Origin of the sequence: Pseudoalteromonas rubra, from assembly GCF_000238295.3 — a bacterium.
Classification (GTDB): Bacteria; Pseudomonadota; Gammaproteobacteria; order Enterobacterales; family Alteromonadaceae; genus Pseudoalteromonas; species Pseudoalteromonas rubra.
Genome location: NZ_AHCD03000035.1, coordinates 527,630 through 545,597, shown reverse-complemented (window position 1 = coordinate 545,597; position 17,968 = coordinate 527,630). Strand labels below are relative to the sequence as shown.

18 protein-coding genes are annotated in these 17,968 nt (G+C 44.4%); 17 read left to right on the top strand and 1 reads right to left on the bottom strand.

Features of this window, described 5'->3' with window-relative positions; translation table 11 throughout:
* The first annotated feature begins 81 nt into the window (after window positions 1–81).
* The 12 genes from PRUB_RS13415 (at window position 82) to PRUB_RS13360 (ending at window position 13,572) form a co-directional block, all read left to right on the top strand.
* Window positions 82–414 carry a hypothetical protein gene (locus PRUB_RS13415; RefSeq protein WP_010386377.1) on the top strand — a complete coding sequence of 111 codons (333 nt, stop codon included), beginning with the start codon at window positions 82–84 and terminating at the stop codon, window positions 412–414.
* Between the two features lie 347 nt (window positions 415–761).
* Window positions 762–1,061: a DUF6174 domain-containing protein gene (locus PRUB_RS13410; RefSeq protein WP_155946313.1), complete on the top strand. Its 300-nt coding sequence runs from the start codon at window positions 762–764 to the stop codon at window positions 1,059–1,061.
* An 84-nt stretch (window positions 1,062–1,145) separates the two neighbouring features.
* The gene (locus PRUB_RS13405) at window positions 1,146–1,454 is read left to right on the top strand and encodes a hypothetical protein (protein WP_010386379.1); all 309 of its coding nucleotides are present in this window, start codon (window positions 1,146–1,148) and stop codon (window positions 1,452–1,454) included.
* Between the two features lie 262 nt (window positions 1,455–1,716).
* Window positions 1,717–2,163: a hypothetical protein gene (locus tag PRUB_RS13400; RefSeq protein ID WP_010386380.1), complete on the top strand. Its 447-nt coding sequence runs from the start codon at window positions 1,717–1,719 to the stop codon at window positions 2,161–2,163.
* A gap of 661 nt (window positions 2,164–2,824) precedes the next feature.
* Entirely contained in the window at window positions 2,825–3,823 is a 999-nt protein-coding gene (locus tag PRUB_RS13395; RefSeq protein ID WP_010386381.1) for a hypothetical protein, read from the top strand.
* A gap of 89 nt (window positions 3,824–3,912) precedes the next feature.
* Window positions 3,913–5,400 (top strand): right-handed parallel beta-helix repeat-containing protein, encoded by a 1,488-nt coding sequence (locus PRUB_RS13390; protein ID WP_010386382.1) that lies wholly within the window; start codon window positions 3,913–3,915, stop codon window positions 5,398–5,400.
* Window positions 5,401–5,816: 416 nt separating this feature from the next.
* A complete protein-coding gene (locus tag PRUB_RS13385; protein ID WP_010386386.1) occupies window positions 5,817–6,560 on the top strand; it encodes a MipA/OmpV family protein in 744 nt (247 codons plus the stop codon).
* Complete coding sequence (locus PRUB_RS13380) at window positions 6,550–7,617, top strand: efflux RND transporter periplasmic adaptor subunit (RefSeq protein ID WP_010386388.1); 1,068 nt, start codon at window positions 6,550–6,552, stop codon at window positions 7,615–7,617. Before PRUB_RS13385 ends, PRUB_RS13380 begins: the two co-directional genes overlap by 11 nt.
* Window positions 7,618–7,620: 3 nt before the next feature.
* On the top strand, window positions 7,621–10,683 hold the full coding sequence (locus tag PRUB_RS13375; RefSeq protein ID WP_010386391.1) for an efflux RND transporter permease subunit: 3,063 nt from the start codon (window positions 7,621–7,623) through the stop codon (window positions 10,681–10,683).
* A gap of 41 nt (window positions 10,684–10,724) precedes the next feature.
* Window positions 10,725–11,390, top strand: coding sequence for a response regulator (locus PRUB_RS13370; protein WP_010386392.1), 666 nt, complete (start codon window positions 10,725–10,727; stop codon window positions 11,388–11,390).
* Window positions 11,387–12,748, top strand: a complete 1,362-nt coding sequence (locus tag PRUB_RS13365; protein ID WP_010386393.1) for a sensor histidine kinase — start codon at window positions 11,387–11,389, stop codon at window positions 12,746–12,748. The genes PRUB_RS13370 and PRUB_RS13365 overlap by 4 nt, the downstream gene beginning before the upstream one ends.
* A 341-nt stretch (window positions 12,749–13,089) precedes the next feature.
* Window positions 13,090–13,572, top strand: a complete 483-nt coding sequence (locus tag PRUB_RS13360) for a DUF6265 family protein (RefSeq protein ID WP_010386394.1) — start codon at window positions 13,090–13,092, stop codon at window positions 13,570–13,572.
* Between the two features lie 424 nt (window positions 13,573–13,996).
* On the opposite strand, the gene PRUB_RS13355 is transcribed toward PRUB_RS13360, so the two are convergent.
* Window positions 13,997–14,176 (bottom strand): hypothetical protein, encoded by a 180-nt coding sequence (locus PRUB_RS13355; RefSeq protein WP_040644905.1) that lies wholly within the window; start codon window positions 14,174–14,176, stop codon window positions 13,997–13,999.
* A gap of 1,035 nt (window positions 14,177–15,211) precedes the next feature.
* Between PRUB_RS13355 and PRUB_RS13350 the strand changes: the two genes are divergently transcribed.
* The 5 genes from PRUB_RS13350 to PRUB_RS13330 all read left to right on the top strand — a co-directional run bounded on the left by PRUB_RS13350 (window position 15,212) and on the right by PRUB_RS13330 (window position 17,928).
* On the top strand, window positions 15,212–15,568 hold the full coding sequence (locus tag PRUB_RS13350; RefSeq protein ID WP_010386395.1) for a hypothetical protein: 357 nt from the start codon (window positions 15,212–15,214) through the stop codon (window positions 15,566–15,568).
* A gap of 382 nt (window positions 15,569–15,950) precedes the next feature.
* A complete protein-coding gene (locus tag PRUB_RS13345; protein ID WP_010386396.1) occupies window positions 15,951–16,367 on the top strand; it encodes a hypothetical protein in 417 nt (138 codons plus the stop codon).
* 106 nt (window positions 16,368–16,473) lie between these two features.
* Complete coding sequence (locus PRUB_RS13340; RefSeq protein ID WP_010386397.1) at window positions 16,474–16,791, top strand: hypothetical protein; 318 nt, start codon at window positions 16,474–16,476, stop codon at window positions 16,789–16,791.
* Between the two features lie 86 nt (window positions 16,792–16,877).
* Entirely contained in the window at window positions 16,878–17,372 is a 495-nt protein-coding gene (locus PRUB_RS13335) for a hypothetical protein (protein WP_010386398.1), read from the top strand.
* A 67-nt stretch (window positions 17,373–17,439) separates the two neighbouring features.
* Window positions 17,440–17,928 (top strand): hypothetical protein, encoded by a 489-nt coding sequence (locus tag PRUB_RS13330; RefSeq protein WP_155946314.1) that lies wholly within the window; start codon window positions 17,440–17,442, stop codon window positions 17,926–17,928.
* The last annotated feature ends 40 nt before the right edge of the window (window positions 17,929–17,968 follow it).

The window sequence follows — 17,968 nt, the reverse complement described above, 5'->3', positions numbered from 1 at the left end:
GCAATGTTGATGCTCTTATAATGTTTTTTGTTCTATTTTAGGTAAGGCGTGGGTGGCACATTGTATAGAGGAGTGTGAAGTATGGAAGGGAATAGTGCTTTTTTTGTCATTTATTCTGTTTCTCAAGCGGTTGAGGCTCTGATTGGTTTAGTAAGTACCATAATTGTCTGTATTGCTGCTTATAAATTCAGTCGGGTTAAAGGGCTACCCTGGAGGAATGTTCTGTTTTACTCGATATTAGGAATTGTAGCTGTTTCAATTGCACAGTGGGTAACAATGGACATTTTGATGGGAACGGCGGCAGAAAGTGAGATATTAGTCGAAAGTATTTTTTTTGTGATATTGAGTATTCCATTTTTGTTAGCTTGTATAGCTCTTTATAAGATAGCTAGCCATATTGGTGATGATGTGTAGCTACGCCTCATAAAAAACTGGGAAACCATGTCGTGCCTTCTTCTGTTGGGTAGTGAGTATGCATTTGGGTTTTTATTGGCTCTATATGTTATAAGGTGAATTAATCCTGCCTGGGGTGGTTCTTAATGTGCTGAAGGCACTGGTTTTTCACTCCTGGATATTATAGCTATTTGGAACTAATTTCCCTGATGAGTAGTTAGAGAACAGTAATGGTAATTTTTAGTTCAAAAAGTGCATATTCCATAATTTTTACGCTGGGCATGTCAATTTTCCTGGTTATCTCATTTTGGGGCATTATGCATTGGGTCAACAATGCAGAAACAGTTGAAAGAGTAGAAAGACAGAGCATGCAATGGAAAGGCTTTGAATTAACGGAATACTCATTTATTGCGACTGACGCCTGCATGTTTGTGGACTACAGCAAAGTGCAAGTGGTTGAAGGAAAGCCTCAATTATTAGAAGGGAAGCAAAAGGTGACTATTGAAGGGCGCTTCGATTTGGCAAAAGAGGCAATTCTGAATGCAGATGCCCTGCGAATTGAATACCACCCATTATACGGCTTTCCAGTGAACATTGAGGTTGACTGGGATGATCAGGTTGTTGATGATGAGTGTAGTTATTCAATTAAGGAGTTTAAGGTGCCCTAACAAGGCTTGTCAGCTTCATCGCTTTGTTTACTTTCTCCCCAGATTTGACTGCGTTTGGAGATGGCGCATAAAAGGACATGAACTATGGAACAGTTAAAAGTTGCTTTAGCCCTTATGGGCTTTTTTACCGGAACCTGTCTGATTTTGGGTGTGTTGACCGGCCACTTTCATTGGGCCTGTTTGCTAGTTGGTGGCTTTTTGTATTTTATATCATACGTGCTCTGGCCAAGTAAAAAACGCGGGAAACGCGAGACAGAAAGCGCAACAATGGATTTCCTCGAAGAGATGATTGAGTTTCCAATCGATGTAATCAGTTGGTTTTTGCGGGGTCTGGGTCGTTTATTTCGTTATTTGCTCAGTACTAAAGGCAATGGTGGGGACATTGATTTCTAACACTCACACTGGGTGAGAGTTAATCAATTGCACAGAGAATTCGTATCTAGTATACGAGCCTGAGCTGAAAAGCCTTTTTGATGGTGTTGTGTCCTGTATCAGGTGCTTTTTATGGTTGCGGAGTAATGAATGCATGCAGGCTAAATATTAGGCCGTCACTCAATCTCAACTCTGCTTCAGACCTGCCTAACATAACAATCTAACAGTTGGCTCAAATTTTGATACATACAGATAGGTATCAGAAATGTATCAAGGAGTTACCATGTTAATGTACAAAACGGCCGGTGCTGGCCCATTGGCTGCTGAAATCAAAGTCGACACTGGCAGTAAATTGCCGGGGAGTGGAAATACAGACTCTGGCTTCAGCCAGGAACTTGCTATGGAAATGCCCGAGCCTCAACCCTCTGAGGTTAGTTTGCAATATCAGCGAAAAGAGTTGCAGACGACGATCCGCAACGACAACTTTTTGGGCGAGATGCAAGAAGCCATTATAATGCAGCGCCTGGGTGTCAATCTTGAAAAGATCAAACAGCTGCAAGAGAAGCTGGACGAGCTTGAGGATCTATTTGAAGCTGGCTATTTATCAGAAAAAGACTTCAATGAGAAAGCGTCAGTGATAGAAGAAATGATCGCGCAAGAGTATCAAAAAGGCCTAGAGCGGGCACAGGAGAACGGGCAAAAGCAAGAGCACGTATTGGTTGACCTTTGAGCAGGTTTGCCATGGTTAAGCGGTTTTTAGTTTGCGGTGCTCTAACTTGGGTAGTGCAGGTTAACCCGTATCACAGAACATGGTAATTGAGAAAGGCAGAGGAAGTTGCAGCCAGCCAAAGTAATCAGTGAGCAGCGCTAGCCTAGCTTCTTGTCTGGCGAGTTATGACATGGCATTTAATGTCCCGTGACTATTTCATTTATCTAAAAATGCTGACATGAACCAAAGAAAGCGGCCCGGCTAGTCTCCCCTTAATTTTTGATTTCCTTATTTCATGGTTGGAACTTTTGGTATTGCCCAACTGGAATATCTAAATATATAGCAGCAAGTGACGGAGCTCGTGCCACGATGCGACGGCAGGTTATTATATGCTATGAGTACAATGGTCCCTCACTTAGAGGAGCCTGCTTAGTTAAAATCGGTAAAGGGATGATAGCTTTTATGAGATATCAAAAAGTGGCATCGACTTTCTGTTGTTAAATAACACATCATCCGCCAGATGATAGCTAAATCACCGCGCAAGTATAGTGACATAAAGCCTTCAAAATTACCTTTGATACACAGCAATGCAGGTCTGTACAATATGGGATATTACAGAGCTAAAAATCAGCGTGTTCTGTGTAAAGTTTAATGTTAAGTACTACATCAAAAGGAAAGGTGTATGAGTGACTCGATAAAGTCAAAAGTCCCAGTGATATTTCTGCTATGTATTTCAATCTGGTGGGGGGTCTATTACCAATCAGATAGCTGGCTAAATGATTATGGTCATGCAAATTTTGAGTGGCTATATCTTTTAGATGCGTTGCTTGTACTACCCGTCTTGTGCTTCTTATGTGTCAAGAATAATAAGCAAGCTTTGCTAAAAGCGGCTGTCCTGGTGTGTTTGGCTATTTTGGTGGGGAGTTATATTATTCCCGAACACAGCAAATTGCTTTGGCATTACCTTGAAAGCGGCCGTTACTTTGTTATAGCGGCAATTTTGTTGCTCGAACTGGTGGCGGCCATCACCGTGTATTTTTCAATTAAGGTTGCCATCGGTCAGCTCGAAGACCCGGATAGAGCGATAGAAACACCAGTTAATCGGTATTTGGGTGACAGCACTTTGGCGAGGTTATTTACCTTCGAAATACGCATGTGGACTTTTGCGCTCTTTGCAAAGCGAGTAAAAGCAGAGCACTTTTGTGGTGAGCAGCACTTTACATATCACCAAAAAGATGGCGCAAAGAGTAACTTACTTGGGTTCATTTTCTTGATTGTCCTCGAAATGCCGATCATGCATCTATTTTTACATTTTGTGTGGTCACCGTTGGCTGCGAATATTGTGACTTTTCTTACCTTTGCAAGCTTGGTCTTCTTTGTTGCAGAGTATCGCGCGGTGTCCCGCAGGCCGGTCTCTTTGGTTGGTAATGAGCTAGTTATTCGTTATGGCCTGTTTCATTCGTTTGTTATCCCTTTAAGAAACATCGCCAAAATACAATCGCATGACGAATATGTGGTAAGAGCCCAGTGCGTAAAGCGTTACAATTACGCTGGTAACCCGAATGTCAAAATTGAGTTGGCTGAGCCGCAAGGCGCGGTAGGGTACATTTTTATCGGTCTTGATAATCCAGAACAGTTTATTTCAGCCGTGATAAAGCGCACTGGTGCGAACAAGCATTGAAGTGTTAAGCATGCACTGCGAGTGCTTGTTCATTGACTCATGCGAAAGTTAAAATGCAGTTTGTTCAATAAACAGTGACAAGGATAATCATGCAATTGCTTAACTATGTACTCGCAACCGGCTTGTGCTTTACTGCTTCAACATATGGTCAGACTATAAACTTGCAAGATTATGGTGCGATCCCCAATGACAATATAGACGATACGCAAGCTATCAATCAGGCACTGACCGATCTTGGAGTGCTTGCTGAGTCCTTTAAAAATCAAGGTATTTTTGATTCACGAGCAACGCTCTATTTCCCCTCGGGCGTTTATGACTACAACTATATCGATGCCCAGTCAGGTCAGCCACAGCCTTTACCTGTGCCCAATAACTCAACGTTACGGCTGGAAGCTGACACCAAATTAAAGTTTAAGCATTATTCATATATGTTGCTGGAAAAAAACTCAATGCATATTCGCATTATTGGTGGGATCTTTGATGCATCTGATGCAGAAAGCTCGGGTGCTGCGGCCAATGGTGGAGGCTTTTTATTTGAACATGGTCATAACATCGAGATAGATGGGGTCACAGTGCAGCACACTGGCGGCATTGGTATTGAGTTTAATAATGTTGTCAACTCTGTTGTTAAGAATGCCAAGTTAAACAACAATGCCTATTATGGAGGACAGGATAAGTTAGGTAAAAACAACCAATGGCTTAACTCCCAGTTTAATTTTAATGGGCTTGATAACCACTTTAAAGGCCGAGGTTTGACAATCTGGGGTGGGAACAGCCTGGTTGCCGGTAATGAGTTTATTGGTAACTCAGAGTATGGGATACGTATTTATGCATCGTGCGTGAGCCAGGACAACTGTGAGCTAAGTCGCAATGCCAACATTTTGATCAAAGATAATTATATTGCGAGAAACTGGCTTCAGGATATATACCTGTACGCGCAAGATGACCTGCTGTCTGATGTTTTCATCACCAACAATGTTGTTGATTTTCATTATAACATGGGCCAACTCGATGATCCCATTAAAGTCCACTCTGATCCTGCAAACCACCCAAAAGTGCCCGTAACCATAGCCGGTCGAAAAATCACTTTTACCGGGAATAAGATTACCAATATTGGCAATGATCCAGAATATCGTGCAATCCATGTCGTCAATGCGCACCAAGCTATCATAAAAGATAATGAGATCACTCAGTTTCAACGTGGGATCAGCTTTGGCATGAATACCACGTTGGGTTCAACTGTAAATGGCGATCACTTGATAGAAGGAAATAGGTTTAATGGAGTACGAACACTGATCCATCGTAATGACATTGGCGCCGTTACAAATGCAACGTTCCGGAACAACACAGTGATCAGCCTGGAAGGGTCATCTTTATACGCCGGCATTGAATTTTCGATCTCGAATGGGTTTTTACTCGATAACAATACATTCGACGGCTTTTATAAGGGGATTATTGTGAATGCAGGGACGGATGCCGTAATTAGCCGCAATAAAACAGTAAACTCCTTGCTCACAGGCTTCCAGGCATACGGCAATACGCCAAACGTACTGCTACACAATAATTCATTCAATTAGTGAGAAACCGCTTTCAGGCAAGGTACGTCAGGTTTGAAGGCGGTGACGAATAAGGTTGAGCTTTTCACTTCCCAGCTCACATTAAAAGTGTGCTGCCAAAACCTAATGAATAAGCTGCTGGTGTTTGTGGCTGATTGGCAGGCTGTTAGTTCGTTATCAGCCTGTATCTTAAACAAGTTAGTAAGTCTCTTCAGCTCTCTCATACCACTGCTGCATTAACATGCCCAGGTGTCGACACAGTCTCATAACTATTAATGTGATAGCGCCATATCGATCTGTGTATCGTTTATCTCAAATCATAATTTCCAAAAAATTACCGGACTGTAAGTTTCAAGAAAGTTTGTTCCCTTAAGTTTTACTTAACCCCGGACAAATGAGTTGTCCGATACAGTAAGTTTGACTAACGGAGCACGGTAATGAACAAAACATTTTCTTTGGTTTCTCTGGCATTTATGAGCTTTTCTACTCTGGCTGACGATCAGGACCAAGGCACCCAATGGGGGGTTGGCGCAGCAATTGTCTCTCAGGATCAGGGCTATACAGATATTGGCAATGAGACCATTCTGGTGCCAGCTTTGGCCATTCAGTCTGGCAATTTTTCATTATTAGGACCACGTGGCAGTTATAAAATCTGGCAGCAAGAAAATATAGAGTTTTCGGTTGTGGGTCAGTTACGGCTGGATGGTTACGAAGAAGCCGATGGTGACATTTTCCTGGGAATGGAAGACAGGGACATGAGTTTCGACTTTGGGTTTGAAGGGGAGCTGGACACTGAGTTTGGCGAGTTTGGCTTTTCTTTTATGCACGATGTGACCAGCACCCATAAAGGGTATGAGGCTAGTGTAAGTTATGGCGTACCATTTAATGTAGGGGATGGCCGCATCATGCCCTATGTGTCTGCCAGTTATCTGAGTGAAGATCTGGTTGACTATTACTATGGTGTTCTACCCAACGAGCAACGCGCCGGACGCATGGCTTATGTGGGCGAAGCAACCATGAATGTTGAGGTGGGTGTCTCCAGTGATTGGTTTTTTGGCAAAAACCATATGATTAAGGCTGACCTGAGCTATACCGCATACGGCAGCGAGATCGAAGACTCTCCATTGCTAGAAAAATCTGGTGCTGCGCAACTATTGCTGGGGTATGTATATGTCTTCTAAACCTCTTGTTCTGCTGAGTCTGATAGCTCTGCTTGGCTGTCAGGATCAGCAGCGTGACGCTTATGTAGAGGCTGATCCTAATCAGCCAGCTAACAGTCAGTTAGCCACTGTGCTGCCTGAGCGGGTTATAGACGTACCAAAGAAAGTATTTTATGGCCAGATTGAAGGCGCAGAAGACACTCAGCTGGCTGCATTGAAATCGGGTCGGGTAGAAAAGCTCTGGGTGCGTGCCGGGCAGTTTGTGACTCAGGGCACAGCCTTGATGGAGCTTTACGATCCCGTGGCTTATGCGCTACTGGATCAGGCTCGGGCTGAGCTCCAGCGGGCAAATGCAGCGTTTACCAATTCCCGAGCCGAATTCGAGCGCGCTGAGGCTTTGGTAAAACGTAACCTGCAAACTCAGTCTCAGCTGGACAAGCTGCGTCGTGACCTGGATATGGCCTATCAGCAGATAAATAAGGCGCAGGCCGAAGTGAATGCCGCGCGCAATCAACTTGCGGAGTTGACCATCAGCGCACCATTTGATGGGGTGGTAAGCGATCTGCTGGTACGTAAAAAAGAGTACGCCGAGGCTGGGCAAACGGTAATGAACTTTCAGGCGGCCGATGCGTTACATGCCCGCTTTGCAATCCCCGAAGAAGTAGCCTTAAAGGTCGATGCACAACAGCAGGTAGAGGTATTTGTGCCTGCGTTAAATGAATCAATTACGGGGGTAATTGTAGAGCGTGTACTGCCGCTGGGGTCTCGCTCTCCTTTCTTTTTCTTGAAAGTCCAACTGGCAGCACATGAGCAAAGCTGGATGGGCTTGAATGTACAATTACAAATTCCGCTTTCGGATCAGCGTTTATATCAGCTGCCTGGTGGGGTCCTGCATTATGACGAAACAGGTCAGTCTTATGTCGTGCTGCAATCGAGCCCTGAACGACGCCAGTACGTGCAGGTCGTAACGGGGCGAGCCAATCATATATTGGTAACGAGTACAGAAGCGCTTGAATCACCGGCATTGGTATTTGCAGATAGTCGGACGCTGCAAACCCCCTCGCTTTATAAGGAGTAAGTTGTGAATAAAACGCCCTGGTTTGTCAACCCACGCCTGATCCTGGGTTTGATGTGTATTGTGTGCCTTGCTGGTGTGGGAGGCTGGTTTAGTGCCCCTGAGCAGGAAGACCCCACCTTTCCATATCGCAATGGCCTGATTGTGCTCAATGCCAGTGGTCTCGAAGCCGAGTCTTTGGCGCAGCGTTACATTCGCCCGCTGGAGCGCGTGTTAGCACAAATAGATGAGATTCAGGCCTACAGTGCTCAGGTAAAACATGGCGCTGCGTCGTTGGATATTGAGTTAAAAGAAACCGTGTACAACACAGATCAGGTCTGGCAACGGATCAAAGAAAGTATTGCGCCAATACGCCAGAGTAACCCGACGTTGTCGATGACCATTATGGATCGCGTGCAGGACACCCAGGGGATTTTTTTGTCAGTGCGCAGTCGGGGAGATTTGTTACAGGAGCGCCAACTTGCCATCGCGCTGCGCGACCAGCTATTGGCACTTAGTACGGTACGTAATGCACAGCTGGTGGGCGATCCGGGGCAACAGATAGCGGTGGCTTTTTCACAGCAGACTATGCAGCAATCGGGTATTACCCCCTTGCAGATTGCACAGCGTATAGCAGCTGCTAATAATACAGATTCGGTGGCCAGCATCACCGACGACCGAGCTAACCTGATCTTATCTCCTGTTGCTCAACTAGACTCTACCGATGAATTGAAAAATACCCTGATCGCAACGGCTCAAGATCAGCAGTTACCCCTATCCACATTGGCAGATGTCCACTATCGTACCGACCCCAAAGCCCGAGAGTCTTTCTGGGTTGACGGTCAGCAGCAACTGGGCGTGGCGGTAACTCTGGTACCTAACCGGATCCGCATTGCTCAGGCAGGAGAGCAGATCACCCAGCTGGTTGAGCGGTTTAATCAGACCCATGGCGCAGAGGCCGTGAGCATTGAGTTATTCCAGCCTAAGTGGGCCAAAAAGCGTAAAGATGCCCTGATGCAATCTTTAATGATTAGCCTGATCGCCATTGCCGCCATTTTGTTTATTTTCCTGTCCGCAAGTGGGGCTGCCAGCGTGTGTATTGCAGTGGTGGCTATCACGCTATCTGCCATCGCGGCATTCAGTGCAATGGATGGGGTGTTACACCAGATGACGATTGCAGGACTTATTTTGTCCCTTGGCCTGATGGTTGATAATTGTATTGTGGTTGCTGAACGTTTTAATCGCCATATATCGTCTGGTACCGCTCCTTTGCACAGCGCCATCCAAAGTATCCATGAGCTATGGCGTCCTTTATGCGCGGCCACCGTGACAACGATAGCGGCATTTTTACCTATGCTCATGGCCAAGGGCAGTGTGGCAGATTTTATTGCCAGTATTCCGGTGATGGTTATTTTGTGTATTGTTGCCAGCTACGCGATTGCATTGACATTAGTGCCTTTACTTAACCGTTATTTGCCTGCTCGCACACTGGGGGCGTCACGCTGGCAGCAGCAGTTGCAACAGCACTTAGAGCGGGGGGCATTGGCTTTATCGCAGTTTACGTTGCAACATAAAGCGCTGACTTTGGTTGCGGCTTTTGGTTTATGCGCCGGATTAATGTCATTGCCACAAGCTGATGGCGAGTTTTTTCCAAAAACCAACCGTAACCAGGCCATTGTGGATGTAGAGCTGCCGATGGGCAGTCATAAACTACATACAGCCAGCATATTGAACCAGATTGCTGAGGACATTAGCGCCCGAGCTGACGTCCAGCGTACCTTAGTGTTCAATGGCTTTTCTGGTCCGAGGTTTTACTACAATTTGGCGCAAAAGCCGGATGAAAGTCATATTGGCCGTGTGGTGCTGACTGCACAAGCCAATACAGATATGGCTCAGCTGGTTGAACAGCTTAACACCAGCTTGCAAAAAGCGTATCCAGAGGCCGTGTTGCGTGCCCGTGAACTGGGTCAGGGACCGCCATTAGAAAGTACTGTGGTGATGTGGCTAAGTGGTGAAGATTACGATGTACTTCGCCGTGCCGGTGAAGAGGTCTTTGCCATGCTCAAAGCAGATGCGCGCTTCGAAGCGCCGGGGAAAGACTACGCAGTCCCCGTCCCACAGCTGACGATGACGTTTGATCCGCAACGCCTTAGTCAGTTTGGTCTGACGGAAAGCCAGCTCAACGACTATCTGGCCTGGCGCAGTGCAGGGTTGACGATGACGCAAGTGAGTTTTAATGATGAGCCAACAGCGGTGGTATTGTACGACCCGAATTCCAGCCATGACAGCATGGACATGATGAATACTGGTGTACTTACGTCTTTGATAGACAAACCCGTACCAGTGCATGCGCTGGCAGATATTCAGGTGCTTGGTCAGCCGGCGCTTCTGGAACGCAGAAACGGTGTGCCCGTGGTTAAACTGATCAGTGAAGTGGCGCCCGGTGTGGATGAGACTGAACTACTCACTGAGCTGACACCAGCACTAACAGCCATTGCACAGCGCTATGGCCTTAAACTGGAGTTTGGCGGCGAAATGGCTGAGTCTGGTGAGGCCAATAATGCGCTGGTGAAAACGCTGCCGGTTGGTGCATTGCTACTTTTTATAGCCCTGATACTCCAGTTTAACTCACTGCGTTTAACCTTACTGGTGATGCTGAGTATTCCATTTGCCGTTATAGGTGCACCTGCCATGCTGAGTCTGGCACAGGTTCCGTTCGGGTTTATGTCAGTATTGGGTATTCTGGCATTAGCAGGGATCGTGGTAAATAATGCTATCTTGTTGATCGACGGTACTTTGCTTTACGTACAAGGCGGTCAGAATACTCAGGCAGCCATCATGTTATCGGTACAAAATAGAGTGCGCCCTGTTATAGTCACTACAGTTACAACCATAGTGGGCATGCTGCCGCTAACGTCAGCCAGCAGCCCGTTATGGCCACCGCTGGCATGGGCCGTTATTGGTGGGCTGGTGACCTCTACAATATTGGTGCTGGTGGTCATCCCGGTATTGCTGCAATTGCTGTTACCCAAATGTAGTCAGCACTCATCGGCAGATGTGCCACGCCTGGTTAATATATGTACGGAATAACGAGTAAAAGCACTACAAAGTCAGACAATGGAGAACCTAGTATGCGCATTTTGATCACTGAGGATAACCTGCAACTGGCCAGTTTTATCCAGCAGGCCATGACTAAGGAAGGCTATGCTGCCGATATTGCCACCAGTGCTGGTGCATTACATGATCAAATGGCCCTGTGGCACTACGACGCCATTATTCTGGATCTGGGTCTGCCTGACAAAGATGGACTGGATGTGATTGCAGCACTACGTGGAGCTGAAAACCCGGTGCCTGTCTTGATCTTAACAGCGCGTGGCAGTGTAGATGACCGCATTGCCGGGCTGGATTTGGGCGCAGATGACTATATTAACAAGCCCTTCGACATTGGCGAATTACTGGCGCGTATGCGTGCTTTGCTGCGTCGACCGAGCCAGTATACAGGCACTTTGTTGTCTCATGGCAATCTCGCTCTTGACCCTAAATCTCGCAGAGTGACAGTGAGTGGTGAAAACCTGTCTATGGGTAAAACCGAAGTGGCCATTTTAGAGTATCTGTTGCGTCATGTCGGGCTGACAGTTGGCAAGGATGCTCTATACGATGCCATTTATGCGATGGGGTTCGAAGTAACTGACAATGCTTTGCAAGTCGCGGTTCACCGAATACGCAAAAAGCTCGATGGCACAGAAGCTGGCGTGACCATTAAAACGCTTCGCGGCATAGGATACATACTGGCATGAAGATCATTAAAAATTCGCTTGCGCGCAAGATTTACCTGCACTTTATACTAATTGGCTCTGTCGTATTTACCGGCATTGGTGTGATTTTACATTTGTTTTCGATGAATTATGCCAACCTGGCGTTGGAAGTCAGTATGAAGGGGATGAGCGAAGATGTCGCAGACGCACTGCGTTTTGAACAGCAGCAGCTGATATATGCCCCCGATAGCGTGATTGAAAAATGGGGCTATGATGCCCTGTATAATAACTTTGCGTTTCGTGTTATCCGTGCTGCGAATAACGAGGTGTTGCTTCAGTCTGTGAGCAATGAGCAAGGCTCGGCTGCGCTTGAGGCACTGACTTCGAGCATTCCGGTTGGATATTCCCATCTGGCGGGTGTCGATCGTTTTCGCACCGAACTCACTCTGAATGGCCAGGCACTGCTGCTGGATATGGCACGCAATGATCTGATCACCGAACTGGCGAACGAAGCTGTGATTCCGGCACTAAACCGGGTGACTGCTATTACCATTTTTGCCGCATTTGGGGTGTTTATGCTGGTCGGGTATTTGTCTGTGCGCTCAGTGGTGCAACCGGTAAAAACCGTGGCAGGCCAGTTAAAGCAGATCAAACCAGAGCAACTGAGCTTCAGACTTAGCAATGAGGGCCTGCCTTATGAAATTCAACCCATAGTGAATTCACTAAACCAGGCAATGGAGCGGGTAGAAGCCGGCTTTGATGAGCAAAAGCGGTTCGTGGCAAACGCGGCTCACGAACTTAAAACGCCACTGGCTGTGTTAAACACCCGGGTTCAGCTGGCTGATATTGCGCCCCAGATCCGCGAAGAAATCGTCAACGATGTCGCGTACATGACCCGGGTGGTGCAGCAGCTACTGGATCTGTCTCGTGCGCAAAACTTTGTAGTGTATAACAAAGTACCGGTGAGTTTGTCGGCACTGGCGCAGGAAGTGTGTATGATGCTTGCCCCATTGGCACTGCAGTTTGATAAAGAATTAAGCCTCGATGCAGACCCTGACACAGATCAGATCCTCGCTGATAAAGCCGCCGTCCACATTATGATCAAAAACCTGGTCGAAAACGCCCTGAAACACTCGCAGGATAACGCCAAAATTCAGGTAAGAGTGACCACTACTGAGCTGGAAGTCAGTGACAACGGTCCTGGGATCCAATCACAGTACTACGATCGTCTGTTTGAGCGCTTCTGGCGACAAGAGCAATCTACCCTGACTGGCAGCGGACTGGGCCTGTCTATCGTCAAAGAAGTGGTTGATTTTCACAACGCCAAACTCAGCGTTACCTGTAAAAATGAGCAGGGTGGTGCGAGCTTTAAAGTGGTGTTTACTGAGCGAAATGTTTAGTGCGATAGGTTGGTAATGGTGAGCTGAGCAAAAGAATTGCTGTCACTTCCTTTGCTTTGTGGCTCCTGCAATCTGAGAGTTGTTTAACCACAACATAGCAGCTTCCAATAAATACAGCTTTGACTGCTAAGTTGCTAATGACAACGGTAAGGCAAATTTAGCATCGCAATGGCTAGATTTTTGTGTGTTGTTAAACAAACATAAAGTAAGTCTGATAAGAGTACAGTTACACTTTGTTCTGGCTGCGGTGAACCGTGCTTTGCAAAAGGTAGGCAGTTTTGTTAAACACAAATCTAGGTGTACTGCGTTTGTAAATCTAGTTATCAATGGAGTTGATTAGCATGTCGAAAGTGATGAGTTTGGTGTTATTTTGTTTGGCTTTTCAATGTACGGCCCAGGAGAAGGCATGTAATACGTTGAATGCATTAAATTGGCTGACAGGCAATTGGCACTCTGAAAACAGCAAATTGAAATTCAGTGAATCATGGAGTCGTATCAGTGAGAAAACATTTGAGGGCTATGGTCAAACGTATTCAATTGTTAAAAACAAAGTTGTGAGCGCCGAATCGCTTCGACTGGTTGAAATGTCGGGAGAGGTTTTTTATTTGGCCAAAGTTGCCAGTAATACATTACCAACAGCTTTCAAATTAACACGTTGCGATGCTGATTCCGCGGTATTCGAAAATTCAAGGCATGATTTTCCCAACAAAATTAGGTATCAATTGAATAAAGACAAGAATATTTCAGTGTTTGTCTCTGGTGAAGACGGTAAGGGCTTCTCAATAGAGTTCATTGGCAAAAATGGTAACGCTGGTGATGAGTGAGGAACACGGGTAACCAGTGAAAAGACAGCTGAAGAATTATGGAATGCTAGATACTGCGTTGAGTTCAGGATATATTGACTGAGATAATTCAATTATCAGACCGCTAATGTGATTTCACTCCATGGCTTGAATAATACATACTTCTGCCAGTCAATTATTGCAAAGTAGGGTTGGGCCAGTAGTAGAATACAAATATGGTATTTGCATACGCTCTGTCTAGATAATTGAGCACTTTGACTCACATTGGATTCCACTTGCATCATTTGTCAAATCTACCAATGCTAAGCATTGAACATTTATTCAATGCCATCTAATTTTCTATGAAATGGGGAAATTATACCAAAGCTGCGCTTGGAAGGAACGTCTGAATTTCTCCCGCAAGCGCAGTAGGCTGGGCTTTAACCTGTGTTATAGACAGCTAGTATTATTTAGTCACACAGCCGTGCCAGCCACCATTTGTCCAGCAAATAACTGGGTTTGATGGGTTGCATTGTGGGTAGACAGAGATCTCTGCACCACCTGCAACTTGTGGTGTTGCTTGGTTAGCAAGCTGATTGCCTTCATTAAGTGTTTTTAGCTTTTTCTTTTTTAGTTGTACTTTCATTTTATATTTCCTTATTTTAGATTGTTTATTTTTAATTTATAAAATGAACCCTAACCACTATGCTAGAGCTGACTTTTGCTCAGCAATATGTCCAGAGCCTGTTTGTACAATAACCAAGTTTTTTGGTAATGAAAAGTTATATCTTATTTAATTTTTTGGAGTGTGCAGCTTTCCCTTTTTGGGAAAAATTGTTGCCTCGGTCCTTTATTGGGTATTTGGGGTGTATTTTAATTTAAGTAAGATGAAAAGCATATATATCCAGAGAGAGGCTGTAGATATGCTCACAAAGCAACAATTGAATTCGTCAAAGTTTGTATTGATTGCGCTAATAATTGGTACGCTATTCTTTCGATGAGAACTTCCTGTGCTCGTCTTCTGGTTATGCATGATTGAACCAGTTAAAATATTTAGGAAATGATTTGATTTTTGGTATGCTAATGTTGTTTTTCTCGCTAATACTCTACAAGATCCACTTTAATTTATAATCAAGGGCTGAACGCGATAATCTTGTCTAAGATATTATCATACCTGTTCTAAAAAACCGCGCAAAGCGATGTGGCCAAGAGCAAGACAAAGGAGTGATCAAGTTATAGCCTGAATAACTTTGTGTTTTTTAGAAAGTCGCCCTGTTGATAATCTTCCTAATGTAACAAGTCTATAGGATTATATATTTCATCTTGATGGTTCTCAGTCAACTGTTACACAATGCAATCAACTAATTTCGACATTTAACTAATTGAAATCTAAGGTTTTTTCTGGGAGGGTCAATATGCTTCATTTGAATACGGAGAAGTCGCTTAATGTTTCAGTCGACCCTAATAAAAGTTAAGTAGAACGAAACGCTGATACGGACTACGGTTTGAGATAATAGCTTTCACATTAGAAAGGCAGACACGGAAAGTTAACTGAAATCAGCTCATTTGCGGGTGAGTCTTTCAAGGCGTTCGACAGTAGCTTAATGCAATAAACGATTGTATGATAAATAACCTAAAAATGTAGGCGTGATGTGTTTTCCAGAAATTATAAGGGGTTCTTATGAAAAGAGTAAAAGCATTTTTTTTAATACTCAGTATGACAACAATGGGTAGTGTACATGCTACAGATTATTTTAGAGAAAGAACAATCATTGGTGCTGGTGTTTACTCCAGTGGCTCAAATAGTATCTTGTTCGTTAATGTAGACGGTGATAAATCTGGTATGTCTCCATGCGCCACAACGCGACGTTTCGCAATCGATGATAGTATGCCAAATTTTAATGAGATGGTAAGTATAGCAATGACAGCGTACGCGACAGGTGAGAAGTCAGTAGATCTGGCTGCGAGTGAAACGTGCAACCACTGGGGCAATGCTCAAGATTTACTGGGTATTAAAATTGGCTCAATGGTATGGTGACCGAAAACAACGGTCGACCTCAATTTTTGGCATGTAACCCCAACTCAACGGCCTTTCACCAGAAACGGTTAAATTGAATAGCTTGGTTTAAACCACGGTTTTGCCTTTCGTGTAATACCGAGGTTCATTGCTAGAGTAAGTCCACTGACTTTGCTTAGGTTTGCCAGTTGATGCCCTTATCTTTGGCATTGATAAAGTATGGTCGGCGGAGGTATGAGTGAGTAGCTTTGGGGTGGAAAATTGACGAGTCAAGAGAATCATATTGGGATGTTCAGCTAAATCTGTCCTTAAATAGGTTGCTCGTCTTATGCTTTAACAATAAGTTAGCTATAATAGGGAAATACCGTGTCGATAACTTTGTTAAGTGTCGCACTTAAATCACATGAACTATATATATGTACTGCTTGGAGTCGCAGCTTTTATAGTGATTTTGTCAGCTATTGAGCATATGCGCCTGAAGAAAATTGCACTGATGCGTGGCAAACCCAATATATATGCATATGCCCGTTCGTTCGATTGTCATAATGTGGATTCAATGATAGTTTGTGAGGTTTATAATCTAGTGCAAGAGTGGGCTGGCGAGTATAATGGTGCTCCATTTCCTGTTCAGGCGGATGACACTTTTGATGGGGTGTATCGTATGGACACAGATGATTTAGGTGATATTTACTGTGAAGCTGCCCACAGACTGGGGATCAGTAAAGAAAATGCCGAAGCCAATGCGTATTACGACAAGGTTGAGACGGTTAAAGACTTGGTACTGTTTTTAAATGAACAGCCCAAAATAATATATTTTTGAGGCATCACTCATAGAGGTGTTAAATATTATTTTTGTTGGCCCCTAGTGCCAATATTTAAAAAGCCTTTATTGATTAGTATTATGCCATGTGCCAGATAGAAGAGCGATGAAAGAAAAAATTAACTGGATTGATCCCTGGTGGCTGCTAGAGGAATGTGCCACTAAGGTTGCTATACAAAGAGAACTTGCGTGTGAAATTGGACCTGAACATCCATTGTGGCAATGTGATTTAGCAGTAATTGCTAAATCCGGGGCAAATGATGATGTGATCGTTCAACTAAATAATGGTAGGTTTGCCTGTGTTCACTTAACCTGGAACGGAAAAATAGACGCTCAACCTGAGCAATTTCCATCAAGCAGGATTTTCGACAGCATTGAAGGTCTCCAAACTTACATCAATGAAGTAGCGGAACAATACGCCTAAAAACTGGTTAAATTGGAATGTGAAAAGTTGACTGGCGAGCATGATGCCCGCAAGCTGCTAAACAGTTTTAAGGATAACATGACTTTATGAAGTGCCTGGTTATTGCGCTCTCTACACTATTTTTAAGCCTCAGTGCGAAGGCGAGCGAATGTGAGAAAATCTACTCAAACGAATCTTTTTATTTATGCGCCAAGAAAAGTGACGACGATGAGTTATTTCCTTTCCCTGTCTATGATGTTTTTGCCGTACACATTGGAACAGGTAGAAAAAGCTTCATCGCTAATGAGCGCTTTATTAACGACGTATCTAATGTAATTAAAGTCAGTGATACAGAGTTTTTCTATAAAGCTTACATGGGTGGAAATAGTCCACCATCAGAGCATCGGCATGTATTAATTGTCATTCATGACAGCGAAGTCAGCAATGCAGGTGTTTTCTCTGGATACGCAGACATAGATGACGATAGTGCGCTAGATTACTTTTTACTGTCATTATCAGAAATGGGCTCAGCCAGGGCTTTTGATAAATATACTAAAGTAAAGCTAGTACTACGGAATAATAGGTTAGTACGTGATAAGTAGTTGTAATCCTCTTACATAGAAAGGAGTTTAGCAAGTGTTGAGATATGTTTTATTGATTTGGTTGTGTATGAGTTTCAATGCAGTGAGTAATGAGATCGACGAACCAGAAATCGTGGTTGCGAATTTCCTTTCCCAAATGAAAGTAAAGGACTACATTGAGGCCAGTAAGTATATCTCTGACACAGAATTAAACTGGCTGTTTCAAGTTTCGGTCCCGCTATTGCGAAATCCTGAGTTTTTGGGTATTTACGATCTTGAAGCATTGTCACAGAGCGAGGTTAAGGCGCTTGGAAAAAGTGGAGTCTTTGAACTTTGGTCTCTCCTTGCCTGGGATGCACGAGATAAGAGCTTTGGAAGCTATCAGCCTCAGAATATACTGGGCACTGTCCGGGAGGGAAGTGCCAGCGCATACGTGGTTGTCAGAGATATTACTCATCCCCACCATGAGGCCATGGTATACACGTTAGTTTTAGAATCAAACGTATGGCGGATAATGCTGCCAAGAATTATCAAGGGTTCTGTAACACTCTATGAAAGAATGATTGACAGTAAATAGAGTTGGCACGGTGTAGTGTCATATAAGTCTTAAGCTAAGT

Excerpts from the sequence above, each read along its gene's own strand:
- PRUB_RS13415 (WP_010386377.1), top strand. The coding sequence starts at position 82 with ATGGAAGGGAATAGTGCTTTTTTTGTCATTTATTCTGTTTCTCAAGCG.
- PRUB_RS13410 (WP_155946313.1), top strand. The coding sequence starts at position 762 with ATGCAATGGAAAGGCTTTGAATTAACGGAATACTCATTTATTGCGACT.
- PRUB_RS13405 (WP_010386379.1), top strand. The coding sequence starts at position 1,146 with ATGGAACAGTTAAAAGTTGCTTTAGCCCTTATGGGCTTTTTTACCGGA.
- PRUB_RS13400 (WP_010386380.1), top strand. The coding sequence starts at position 1,717 with ATGTTAATGTACAAAACGGCCGGTGCTGGCCCATTGGCTGCTGAAATC.
- PRUB_RS13395 (WP_010386381.1), top strand. The coding sequence starts at position 2,825 with ATGAGTGACTCGATAAAGTCAAAAGTCCCAGTGATATTTCTGCTATGT.
- PRUB_RS13390 (WP_010386382.1), top strand. The coding sequence starts at position 3,913 with ATGCAATTGCTTAACTATGTACTCGCAACCGGCTTGTGCTTTACTGCT.
- PRUB_RS13385 (WP_010386386.1), top strand. The coding sequence starts at position 5,817 with ATGAACAAAACATTTTCTTTGGTTTCTCTGGCATTTATGAGCTTTTCT.
- PRUB_RS13380 (WP_010386388.1), top strand. The coding sequence starts at position 6,550 with ATGTCTTCTAAACCTCTTGTTCTGCTGAGTCTGATAGCTCTGCTTGGC.
- PRUB_RS13370 (WP_010386392.1), top strand. The coding sequence starts at position 10,725 with ATGCGCATTTTGATCACTGAGGATAACCTGCAACTGGCCAGTTTTATC.
- PRUB_RS13365 (WP_010386393.1), top strand. The coding sequence starts at position 11,387 with ATGAAGATCATTAAAAATTCGCTTGCGCGCAAGATTTACCTGCACTTT.
- PRUB_RS13360 (WP_010386394.1), top strand. The coding sequence starts at position 13,090 with ATGTCGAAAGTGATGAGTTTGGTGTTATTTTGTTTGGCTTTTCAATGT.
- PRUB_RS13355 (WP_040644905.1), bottom strand. The coding sequence starts at position 14,176 with ATGAAAGTACAACTAAAAAAGAAAAAGCTAAAAACACTTAATGAAGGC.
- PRUB_RS13350 (WP_010386395.1), top strand. The coding sequence starts at position 15,212 with ATGAAAAGAGTAAAAGCATTTTTTTTAATACTCAGTATGACAACAATG.
- PRUB_RS13345 (WP_010386396.1), top strand. The coding sequence starts at position 15,951 with ATGAACTATATATATGTACTGCTTGGAGTCGCAGCTTTTATAGTGATT.
- PRUB_RS13340 (WP_010386397.1), top strand. The coding sequence starts at position 16,474 with ATGAAAGAAAAAATTAACTGGATTGATCCCTGGTGGCTGCTAGAGGAA.
- PRUB_RS13335 (WP_010386398.1), top strand. The coding sequence starts at position 16,878 with ATGAAGTGCCTGGTTATTGCGCTCTCTACACTATTTTTAAGCCTCAGT.
- PRUB_RS13330 (WP_155946314.1), top strand. The coding sequence starts at position 17,440 with ATGAGTTTCAATGCAGTGAGTAATGAGATCGACGAACCAGAAATCGTG.